This is a genomic window from Synergistaceae bacterium, assembly GCA_012521675.1.
Classification (GTDB): Bacteria; Synergistota; Synergistia; order Synergistales; family Aminobacteriaceae; genus JAAYLU01.
The window spans coordinates 1-10,985 of sequence record JAAYLU010000116.1 but is presented as its reverse complement, the minus strand read 5'-3'; the positions used below and the strand labels follow the sequence as shown (position 1 = coordinate 10,985).

10 protein-coding genes are annotated in these 10,985 nt (G+C 61.0%); 5 read left to right on the top strand and 5 right to left on the bottom strand.

The features are described 5' to 3' along the window. The 3 genes from GX181_10350 to GX181_10340 form a co-directional block, all read left to right on the top strand. Positions 1-160, top strand: a 160-nt coding sequence (locus tag GX181_10350) for a LuxR family transcriptional regulator (protein NLM72340.1), incomplete at its 5' end; no start/stop codon positions are given. 103 nt (positions 161-263) lie between these two features. Beyond that, entirely contained in the window at positions 264-1,889 is a 1,626-nt protein-coding gene (locus GX181_10345) for a hypothetical protein (GenBank protein ID NLM72339.1), read from the top strand. A gap of 75 nt (positions 1,890-1,964) precedes the next feature. Beyond that, complete coding sequence (locus GX181_10340; protein ID NLM72338.1) at positions 1,965-2,687, top strand: DUF1311 domain-containing protein; 723 nt, start codon at positions 1,965-1,967, stop codon at positions 2,685-2,687. A gap of 174 nt (positions 2,688-2,861) precedes the next feature. On the opposite strand, the gene GX181_10335 is transcribed toward GX181_10340, so the two are convergent. Beyond that, positions 2,862-3,536 (bottom strand): GntR family transcriptional regulator, encoded by a 675-nt coding sequence (locus tag GX181_10335; GenBank protein ID NLM72337.1) that lies wholly within the window; start codon positions 3,534-3,536, stop codon positions 2,862-2,864. A 220-nt stretch (positions 3,537-3,756) separates the two neighbouring features. Here GX181_10335 and nhaC point away from each other — a divergent pair, with 220 nt between their 5' ends. Next, positions 3,757-5,238: a Na+/H+ antiporter NhaC gene (gene nhaC, locus GX181_10330; protein NLM72336.1), complete on the top strand. Its 1,482-nt coding sequence runs from the start codon at positions 3,757-3,759 to the stop codon at positions 5,236-5,238. 78 nt (positions 5,239-5,316) lie between these two features. After that, entirely contained in the window at positions 5,317-6,480 is a 1,164-nt protein-coding gene (locus GX181_10325) for a beta-aspartyl-peptidase (protein NLM72335.1), read from the top strand. A 75-nt stretch (positions 6,481-6,555) separates the two neighbouring features. On the opposite strand, the gene GX181_10320 is transcribed toward GX181_10325, so the two are convergent. The 4 genes from GX181_10320 to GX181_10305 form a co-directional block, all read right to left on the bottom strand. Then, entirely contained in the window at positions 6,556-7,563 is a 1,008-nt protein-coding gene (locus GX181_10320) for an ABC transporter substrate-binding protein (protein ID NLM72334.1), read from the bottom strand. A gap of 152 nt (positions 7,564-7,715) precedes the next feature. Further along, positions 7,716-9,317: a bifunctional metallophosphatase/5'-nucleotidase gene (locus GX181_10315; GenBank protein NLM72333.1), complete on the bottom strand. Its 1,602-nt coding sequence runs from the start codon at positions 9,315-9,317 to the stop codon at positions 7,716-7,718. A gap of 108 nt (positions 9,318-9,425) precedes the next feature. After that, complete coding sequence (locus GX181_10310) at positions 9,426-10,163, bottom strand: NAD-dependent deacylase (GenBank protein ID NLM72332.1); 738 nt, start codon at positions 10,161-10,163, stop codon at positions 9,426-9,428. Between the two features lie 22 nt (positions 10,164-10,185). Further along, positions 10,186-10,985 (bottom strand): NADP-dependent malic enzyme (locus tag GX181_10305; GenBank protein ID NLM72331.1); only part of this gene is annotated, 800 nt, incomplete at its 5' end.

Sequence of the window (10,985 nt, the reverse complement as noted above, 5' to 3'; positions counted from 1 at the left end):
GACGGAGATAGCCCTGCTCCTGGCGACGGAACTGGATAGGAGCGAGATACTGCTTCGGTGCGGTATAACCAACAACACCCTGAAATCGCACATACGCCGCATCTACCGTAAACTGGACGTGAAGAAGAGAAGCGAGATAGTCTCCAGGCTTTCGGTATAGGTAGTGGTAAACCAGGGTAGTTGTTTATCGCCGCCCCGCCGAACATCGGACTTCCGGCCGCCCCGCGGGCGGCGTGCCGGATTATCTTTCAGGAGGTGTGTTCATGAAAAAGAGATTTGCACCATTACTGGGCGTTTTGCTGTTGACGGTCGTCTTCGCGTCGACCGGCCTGGCGGCTACGATCGATGCTCTGCCGGCGTGGCCCGATGACGCTCTCTACGCCGTGGGGAGCATCGAGGAGACCAAGGATTTCATCAGCGCTCTGATCGACTCAAGACCGTTCGGGCTGGCCGCCGCCATCGAGCCGGATTTCGAGATGGTGGCGGAATTGCTGAGATCGTTCCCGCTTGAAGCGGCCTCCTTCGCCTTCGGCCTGACCGACGAGGGCTTCTCGCTGCACGGTGCGCTTAAGTTCGACGAGAGCAAGGGCGATCTGCTGAAAAAACTGGCCGATGGAGAGGGTGAGGAGGGGGACATCGACGCGCTGCTCAACCTGCCCTTCCCGTCGGATCTGACCCTGGCGCCGTTCGAGGGCGGCACCTACGCCGCGATGGCCGACGGAATGGCGCTGGTGTTGCTGACCGTCGATGGCGAGATGCTACTGATGGGCATGTCCCCGGAGGACCTCGAGTCCGCGAAGGGTGCGCTGGCAGACTCGGGCAAGAGAATAAAACTGCCTCGCCGACTGCCCCACAAGAACTTCTTCTATTTCCACGACAACGGCATGGCGGCCGCGGAGATAGCGGAGGAGTCAGACGGCCTGCTCGGCGAGCCCGTTGAGAACCTGATGCTTGAGATCGGGTACGGCACTATCCCGAACGGCTTCGGACTTTCGCTGCTGACGAACTTCGCCAGGGTCTTCGGGATCATCGAGCCGGAGAAAGCGCCTGCGCCTATAGGCAAGGATGACCTTGTAAAACTGGGCGGAGGACATGCTTGGCTCGCCTGGGCCGCGCGCGGACTGATCGACCAGAAGCACTTCGAGATGGTCCGCCAGGCCGCGGAGGAGGGCGACTCGGAATCCGAGATCATCCTCGAGGTGCTCGAACAGCTAAAGACCATGGGCTTGACGGAGGAGGCGCTCCTATCCATCCTCAAGTCCATGGGAGTGATCCTGGGCGGAGAGGCCGCATTCTCCGGGATCCCGGTTCCGGGTGGCTACGCCTACGTCTCCGGCGAGAAGGAGGCGGTAGAGCTGCTTCTTCCCCTCATAGAGGTTGTGGTGAGCGAGAGCGGACTGGAGTTCGAGTCGGTGGAAAAACCTGGCTGGCAGGCGCTCTATGTGCTTAAGGAGCCTGTCGATGCGGTACTCGGCATTCGCGACGGGGCGGCGGTGGCTGGCCTCCTGACGCTGGACAGCCTCGAGGACGAGCCGGAGCTCGGCCCGGACGCCGCCAAGCTGCTTGAGGAGGGCAACTCCATGCTCTTCCATTTCGACATGGGAGTCGTGCGCAGGATGCTGACCAAGCTGCTCGACCCCGACCTTCCGATCGCGGCCATCTTCTTGCTCGAGGAAGACGACTTCCTGGACTCCGCTCCCGCGCTGTTCGAAGGCCTCAAGGCCACGGCGGGGTTCAAGGGCATCCAGATGACCTTCAGGGACTTCGAGAGGCTCGACCTGCTGGCGCTCCTCGGCGACCCCGACGAAGCCGAGATAAAGGGCATCGAAGAGCTTGCATCCAAGTGGCAGCCGTACATTGAGGAGCGCGAAGAAATGTACGACGAGTAACCTCGTACTTTCCACGGACGGCTTTCGAGGAGCTCCGGGCGCCCGGAGCTCCTCTTTGAGAAAGGGGTATGCGATTTGAGATCGTTGACTGCTTCAATTCTGCTCCTTCTCCTGCTCTGCGGTGCGGCGTTCGGCGAGCATCCCATCGACTTGCACTTGGACAAGTGCATGGACGAGGACCCTAGCACCGCGGGCGTGGTCGAGTGCACGGCCGAGAGTTCGGAGCTGTGGGACGCAGAGCTTAACAGGGTCTACAAGGAGCTCATGGGGTTGCTCTCAAAGGAGATGCAGGATGCGCTGCGCAATGCGCAGAGGGCCTGGATACCGCTTCGCGACAGCGAGTTCGCGCTGCACGGTGCGGTCTACGGCACCATCTTAAACTCTCCTTCAGGCGGTACCATGTGGGTGATGGCTCACGCGATAGCCGACATGTATGTCGTTCGGGAGAGGGCGCTGAAGCTGACCGATTGGCTCTACGAGATCAAGGCCGGGAAACCGTCGTACTCGGCGGAATACCCGCCCGCTCAGACAGACGAGCAGCTGGCCGTCGCCATGAAGGTGAAGAACGACAGCGCGAGGCTGGGCAAGATGATAGGCGAGAACGGCCCCGACATAGCCTCAAAGAACCTGAAGCTCTGGGAGGATCTGCGAAACAAGGACGCGCAGTTCCAGGTGCTCTTCTACGGCAAGAAGGGGGACAAGGGCTATCCCCTGCACGCTCGTATGCAGATGAACGTGGAGAGGGCGAGGCATCTGGATGGCCTGTGCACCACCCTTAAGGAGGAGGCGGACCTTTAGGCCTCAGGGACTTGGTATGATCGAAAGCCAAAATGCAGGGCCGGGAGAGGCAAACCTCTCTCGGCCCTCTTGGTGGTGTGCCCGGCATGGGCGTTATCCACCAGGTGCAAGTCCTGAGCAGCGAGGGCAGCAGTAGCTGTATTTGAAGGCAAGGGTGTCCGCGGCGACGCGTAGCTAAATCCCCTCCAGGGGCTTCTTCGGAAAGAGCAGACTGTTGTAGCTGCTGACTATATGATCCTTCATCGCTGCTTCCGCCTCTTTCCCGTCACCCGACTCTATCGCGTCTATTACCCGGGCGTGCTCCGAGAAGCTGAGGCGCCCCTTGTCGTAGCCCGAGTCGAGGCAGTAGAAGCTCATGAAGAACAACACGTACAGGTTGGATCTCCAATAAAGCTGTTTTATGTAAATCGCCAGGTACGGATTGCCGGAGGAGTCCGCCACCAGATTGTGGAAGTCCTCGTTCAGCTCCGCGTACTCGCCCTTGAGGTTGGCCCGGAAGGTCTCCTCCTCAAGGGCGTTTATCCTGCGGAGCTTCGCGACCAGCTCCTTGTCCGCCTCCTTAGCGCACAGCATGGAGGCCTTGCTCTCGAGAACCGCCCTCATAAAGAAGACGTACTCGATATCCTGAGGAGTGAGGTGCGGAATCTGATAGCCCCTGGAGCCTGCGACCTTGAGCAGGAAGCCCGTCGAAGCGAGTTTACCCAGAGCCTCGCGCACCGGCGTCCTGCTCATTCCGAGCCGCTTTGCCAGGGTGGTCTCGAGGAGTTTCTCCCCCGGCGAAAATTTGTGAGCCGCGATAAGCCTGACGATTTCACTTTGAGCCTTGTCCGCGGCCGTTTTTTCTTCCATGTAAAAAGCCACCTCGCAGACTGGAATAGTTTGTAGACAGTAATGAGTGTACCAGATTCCGAACCGCCGCGCTTGCCCCCCTTGAAAAAGCGCGAACGGCGCAAGTCGGAAAAACTTGATATTAAAGAATCAAAAGGCAAGTCAAAAAGCCCCTTGACATACAGGGCGGTTTGAGTATATATACATTAACGTATCCATTATTGGATGCAAAGGGGGGGTGATGAGAGGCGCATCCTGTTGTGCTAGTAAAGAATTTCGGTGTATTGGCAAATACTTCAAAACAAGGGGGAATAAAAAGATGCCGGAGGAGAGGAAACACAAGGAAATATCGCTTGGTGGAGCAGTGCTGGTCTTTGGTACAATACTAACCATAATCGTGGTCGGACGCCTCATCCTGGGATTCGACGTGGCTCTCCTGCTGATGTTCATCGGCATGTTCACTACCGCGGTCTACGTCTTCGTCTACAACTACGGCTGGGACGAGCTGTTCGACAAGGGCGTGACCGCCATGATAGCGCGAGCCACGGGCGCTATTATGATCCTTCTCACCGTGGGGCCGCTCATCGCGGCCTGGATGCTGTCCGGGACCATCCCCTACCTGATCTACGTGGGGCTTCAGCTTCTCACCCCCAAGACCTTCCTGGTCGCGGCTTTCATCATCTGCTCGCTCTCGTCCACCCTTACAGGGACTTCGTGGGGGACGGCGGCCACGTTTGGCGTAGCCTTCATGGGAATCGCCCAGGGGCTCGGGGTGCCCCTCGCCGCGGCGGCGGGGGCGGTGGTCGGAGGGGCTTACTTCGGAGACAAGATCAGCCCGATCTCCGATACGACGGTGCTTGCTGCCGCGGTCGCGGAGGTCGACGTGGTTGACCACATAAGATCCATGCTTTGGACTACCGTCCCGGCCTTCGTGCTGAGCATCGGTGTCTACTGGTATGTCGGCTCGGGCACGTCGGGAGAGATCGACATGTCGGCGGTAAACGTCATTCTCGACGGGATATCGAATACTTTCAAGATGAACCCGGTAGTGCTCGTGCCGCCCCTTGCCGTGCTGGTGCTCGCCTATCTTCGCTACCCGACGCTGCCGGTCCTTTGGGTCGCCATAGTTCTCGCGGCCCCGATCGCGATGATGCAGGGTTGTAGCATCGATGAGATAGTCAAAGCCATGGCGTCCGGCCCCAAGATAACGACGGGCGTCGCGTCGATCGATGGCCTTCTCAGCAGGGGCGGGCTGGCCTTCATGTCTGGCTCGGTGGTCGTGGTGTTCTTTGCATACATCTTCGCGGGGCAGCTCGAATACACGGGAACCTTCCGCAAGATATGCGATTCACTCAAGGAGAAGTTCATCGGCGAAAGCAAGGGCCGCTTCGTGTTCTCCGCGTCGCTCACCGGTATTCTCACCGGGCTTGGCACGGGAAATTCCTACCTCAGCGAGATCGTCCCCGGCACCATGTACAAGGACCTCGCGGACGAGATGAACATATCGAGGCGGGTTCTCTCGAGAACGCTGGAGGACTCTGGGACGGTCGTGGTGCCGCTCATACCCTGGTCGGCCGCGGGCATATACATGTCGACGGTCCTGGGCGTGTCGGTCTTCGAGTACGTCCCCTGGACCATTCTCTGTTACTTCGGCTTCCTCACCGCCTGGTTCTACGGATTCACAGGGATAGCGATCTGGCCGTCCGACAAGAAGACGGCCTGACATAGCCGGCCCCCGGACAAAGGGGGCCGCGTCTTTTCACGGGAGCGGAGCCTCCCGTTCGGAGAGGAGAGCCGTGTGATGCTTTTAATCAAGAACGCCGATCTCTACGACCCGAAGCCCAGGGGCGCCTGCGATATCCTTGTCGCGGGCGGCCGGATAGTCGCGGTTGTCCCGTCCGGCGAGAGGACAGTCTTTACCGTGCCCTGCGGGTTAAAAACGATAGATGCCGGGGGCTGCCTGGCGATGCCGGGCATAATCGACAGGCACGTCCATTTTAACGGGGCGGGCGGAGAGGGCGGTCCGGAGAACAGAACACCGCCCCTGCAGCTCTCGGCCTTTGCAAGGGCTGGTGTCACCACGGCGGTGGGCATGCTCGGCACCGACGGCACGTGCAGATCGCTCGAGGAACTTTTGATGAAGGCGAGAGGGCTTGAGGCAGAGGGGATCTCCACGTGGATACTGACAGGGAGCTACTCTCTTCCCTCTCAAACCATGACGGGCGGCGTGACACGCGACATCTGTCTGATAGACAAGGTTATTGGCCTCAAGCTCGCTATCTCCGATCACAGGAGCTCTCACCCGACGGTCGAAGAAATACGCCGCTCGGTGTCGGACGCTCGCGTTGGGGGCATTCTCTCGGGCAAGGCGGGTTGTGTTTGCGTTCACATGGGGAACGAGCCCGCCGGGCTGACTCCGCTCCTCGAGGCGGTCGAAGGGTCCGATATCCCCCTATCGCAGTTTGCCCCCACTCACATATCGAGATGCAGCGGGCTTCTGGAGCAATCGGCGGCTTACGGGCTCAAGGGCGGGATCCTGGATATAACCGCGGCGCCAAGCGGAAAACCTGCCTTCGGAACGGCGACGCCGCTGGTGGTAAAGCAGCTGCTCGACGCCGGGGTTGAGGCGGCAAGCATCACGATCAGCTCCGATGGCAACGGTTCAATGCCCTCCTTCAACGACAGGGGCGAGATGACCGGACTCAGGATAGGGCCGCTGGACTCGGTGATCGAGACGGTCGGAGAGATGCTCTCAGAGGGGACTATTCCCGCGGAGACTGTTATTTCGCTCGTCACCTCCAATCCAGCGGCACATCTAAAGCTTCCCTTGAAGGGCAGATTGCGCGAGGGGTGCGACGGGGACGTGCTGGTGCTCGACGGCTCGTTCAGGCCGCGGTTCGTCGCGGCCAAGGGACGGCTGCTGATGGAGGACGGCGAGGTGATCGTGAAAGGTGCCTTTGAATGAGCCAATTCTGTCGTCCCGAATGGTACGAAAGATGGAGTGGGGGGCGGGGGCTAGCCGTCCCCCCACCCGATCGGCTCAGTGGACTATCTCGTCCACCCAGCGCTCCACCAGGCGGGTCCTCTCCCTGCCCGACCACTCGATATCCAGCTCGAGAAGGTTGACGTCCGTCATGTCCAGCGCCGGGTTCTCAAGCTTCACGTCCGGGTGGACGGGTATCAGGTTGATGCGCTCTCTCTCGTAGATCCGCTGCATGTCGGCCCCGGCAGCCCAGTCCAGGAACTTCCTGGCGGTCTCCGGATTCTTCGCGCCCTTCACCAGGCCCATCGCCTCCACTCCGTAGACCACTCCCTCGACCGGGTAGCTGATCACTACGTCGTAGCCGGTCTGCTGCATCTCCAGGGCGTCGACTATGAAGAAGACGCCGCCGGCGGCCTGCCCCCTGCCGATGGGGATGGCGCCCCCCGCGCCGCTCTTCGTGTACTGCTGGATGTTTTTATCCAGCTTTCTTTGATAGGCATAGGCCTCGTCCTCCCCCATCGCCAGCACCAAGCTGAACAGCCTGGAGACAGCGGTCCCCGCAGTCCTGGCGTCCGCCATGATCAGGCCGTTGTTGTAGACCGGGTCGAGCAGATCGTTCCACGATGTCGGCGCGGTAAGCGAGTTCTTCTCCAGAAAGGCCCTGTTGAACATGAAGCAGAGCGGGTCCATTGCCACCCCTGTCCAATAACCCTCCGGATCCCTGTAGACGGCAGGTATCTCCTCCGCGCCCGCGGGCACGTAATGTTCGAAGATCCCCTCTCCCTTCCCCGCGACGAAGGCGTCCGCTATGCCGCCGAAGAAGACGTCCGCCTGCGGGTTGTTCTTCTCCGCGATCAGGCGCGCCAGCACCTCGCCGGACGGGAAGCGCAGAAAGTTGATCTTTATCCCCGTCTCCCTGGTGAACTCGTCGAATACTGCGGTCGCGTACCTCTCCGACCAGATCGTGTAGACGTTCAGCGACTCCGAGGCGAGCGCGGAAGCAGGAACGAGCGCGAAGCAGAGCAGCGCGGCCAGTATCGCGATTCCTCTGATAAAGCTTTTCATTAGGATCATCCCCTCGATGAGATTTGTTGTCTTTATACTACGCTTTTTCCGTAAGGGCCTCCATGACCAGATCGGAGGAAAAGAGGGGCGAAACTGGCATCGTTCCAAAAAAAGAGCGGCGCTTTTACGCGCCGCTCGCCAGTGGATATCAGCTACTTGATGACAGTGATGCGTCCCTCGACGTCCGCCCTCATCTCGCCAAGGTGGCGGATGTACTCGGCCGTGGACTCCATTATGAACTGCTCCATCGACACGAACGAGTCGTTCTTAAGCACCACGTACTTGTCGCCTCCGCCCGCGGTCCAGTCGCTGGTCGCCAGGGTGTACTCCTTCCCGGGATCAACGGCCTCCCACTCGCCGTCCTCGCCGAGTATCTCCAGCTTGACGACTCTGTCGCCCTCCTCGCGGAGGACTCCGTTGTTGTCGATCAGGCGAGGTTTCTTCCTGGTGTCTATCTCGACGCGGATGCCGGAGACCTGCATGAAGCCACCGGTCGGGGTGCGCAGACTCTCGTCGTACTCGTCGTCCTCGCCGATAAGGGCCGACGCGCTCGTCTCCATGACCTGAAGAAGCTCGTCTCCGGTTACCTTGCCAACGTACAGGGTGTTTCCGAAGGGCATCATGTTGTTTATCTCGGCGTAGGAGATCTTGCCCGCCGGGTAGACCTGGTCGCCCCGTATCCCGCCACCGTTGACTATGGCCACCTGGGACCCCGCCTTCCACCTGAAGGCGTCTGCGACCAGGTTCCCGAGGTTGGTCTCGGCACAGCGGATCGCGCCCTTGCGAGCGTCCATGTCGACTGGCTGGTCGGCGATCGGCTCGGAGAAGCGTTCCTCCAGCTCCTTGCGGAACGGCTCGATGAGCGCCGCGATGCCCTCGTCCTCGGCGACGGAGGCGTCAAGCTCCTCAACTCGCCACGAGGATTCCTCGGAGACCGCTCCGTCCTCGACCGCCAGCTCCATGACCCCCAGATGCCGAGCGTATGAGCCCGCCTGGCCGATGAGGGTCTTCCAGCCGCCCGGGCCCTCGACGAACTCCCCCTCCTCCATGAGGGTGTGGCTGTGGCCGCCGATGATCGCGTGGATCCCGGCGACCTTCGAGGCTATCTCCCTGTCCGCGTCGAGCCCGCAGTGGCTCAGCAGTATTACTGCATCAGGCTTTTCATCTTTGAGTATGTTCAACATCCTCTCCGCCTCTGCGGGGAGGTCTTGGCCGGGACGGAAGTCCTCGCTGCCCTTGGTGACGAAGGCAAGAGCCGGGGTCACCAGCCCGATGAACGCGACCTTCATGCCGTTCTCGGCGGTCTTGATGTGATACTCGGGCAGAGGTGCAGGCGTGCCGTCCTTGAAGCGCAGGTTTGACACCACCACCGGGAACTCCGCGTAGCCGAGCGCCTCGAAGAAGATGTCCTTGCCGAGGTCGAACTCGTGGTTGCCTATCGTACCGACGTCGACTCCCATCGCGTTGAAGCCGGTCATCTCGGGTTTGCCGTGGAAGTAGAAGAAAAGCGGCCCCTCGTTGATGTCGCCGGCGTGCACGAAGAAGAAGTTGCCCGGGTCCTTGGCCCTTATTTCCTCCGAGACCGTGTAGGCCTTGGCCAGGCCGCCCGCGTCCTTCTCCGGGTAGATTCTCCCGTGGACGTCGTTCAGCGAGACCAGGGTCAGCTTGCCGTCGACGGCGAAGGCCGCCGCGGCGAACGAGACTACCAGCAGAAGCGCCAGAACTCCCTTTGATACAAAACGCCTTGTCCTCATTTTTCAGACCTCCCTGCGATGGTATCCGCCCCCGGGGGGCGGTGGCAGCCAGATTATAGCACCAACGTTTCGCCGCGCGCAGGCTGCATCGACGGCGGCTGTTCGCTTCTATCCGCCGGCCGTTTCGATCAGCTCGTCGACCGACGCCAATGTCTCCCCTATGGAGGTTCGTATCACGCCGTCCGCCAAGCTGTCCAGGTGCGTGGGCGTCTTGTTGACTATGAACAGCTTCGCGCCGCTCCTCCTGGCCCTCTCGGGCAGCATGTTCGCCGGGGAGACGGTCAGAGACGAGCCCAGAACCAGGAAGACCCCGCAAGACGAGGCCAGCTCCGAGCTCGCCTGTAGCGTGTCCTCGGGCAGCATCTCGCCGAACAGCACGACGCCGGGGCGCATCTTCCCGCCGCACTTGTCGCACTCCGCCTCGTCAGCGAAGGTGCTCGCGGGACGCACATGCCCGCAGCTCTGGCAGCGAACCTCGCGCAACGTGCCGTGCAGCTCGTGCACCACCGTGGACCCGGCCGCGTGGTGCAGTCCGTCAACGTTCTGCGTGATTATGCCCTTTACCAGGCCGCGCCTCTCCCAGTCCGCGAGGACCAGGTGCCCCCTGTTGGGCTGTACCTCGCCCAGGGTGGCGATGCGCTGCCGGTAGAAAGAAGCGAACTCCCCGAAGTTCCTGTTCAGAGCGTCGATCGATGCCAGCTCCTCCGGGCGGTACTTCTTCCACAGTCCGTCCGACGAGCGAAAGTCCGGCAGACCGGATTCGGTGCTCATGCCCGCCCCGGTGAATACCGCCATTTCCCTCGATGCCGCAATGGCGTCCGCAAGTTTTTTCACAGTATTTTCCATATCTCATCCTCCGTAAAAAGTGTCAAACGCGAGCGACGCGGGTCCTGCGGGCGGCCTCCGACACTGCGGCGGCCATCGCGGGCACCACCCGCTCGTCCATTATCTCCGTGATTATCCTGTCCGGTCGCAGCTCCGAATCCGTCACCAGCGAAGCCAGTGAGTATGATGCCGCCAGCTTCATCTCCTCGTTGATCGTCGATGCACGGACGTCCAGCGCTCCTCGGAAGATCCCCGGGAATCCCAGGCAGTTGTTTATCTGGTTGGGGAAATCGCTCCGGCCCGTGGCGACAACGGCCGCTCCAGCGGCGAGCGCCTCCTCCGGGTAGATCTCGGGAGTCGGGTTGGCCATGGCGAAGACCACCGCGCCCCCGGACATCGAGGCCACCGCCTCCCGGTCTACGACGCCCGGCGCGGAGAGCCCCAGGTAGACGTCCGCCCCCCTCAGCACGTCGCGCAGGCACCCTCTCTCATCGTCTGGGTTGGAGAGCTCGGCGATCTCGATCTTTGCGGGGTTCATACCCTCGGGTCGACCCTTGTAAACGGCTCCCGCCCTGTCGCAGAGTATGACGTTGCTCGCTCCCGCCGACATGAGAAACCTGCATATCGCAATACCCGCCGCACCCGCGCCGGAGATCACGGTCTTTACGTCCTCGAGTCTCTTGCCGACGACCTTGAGCGCGTTCAGCAGCCCGGCGAGGACTATGACCGCGGTTCCGTGCTGGTCGTCGTGAAAGACCGGTATGTCGCAGGCCTCCTGCAGCCTTCTTTCTATCTCGAAGCAGCGCGGCGAGGATATGTCCTCCAGGTTGATCCCTCCAAAGG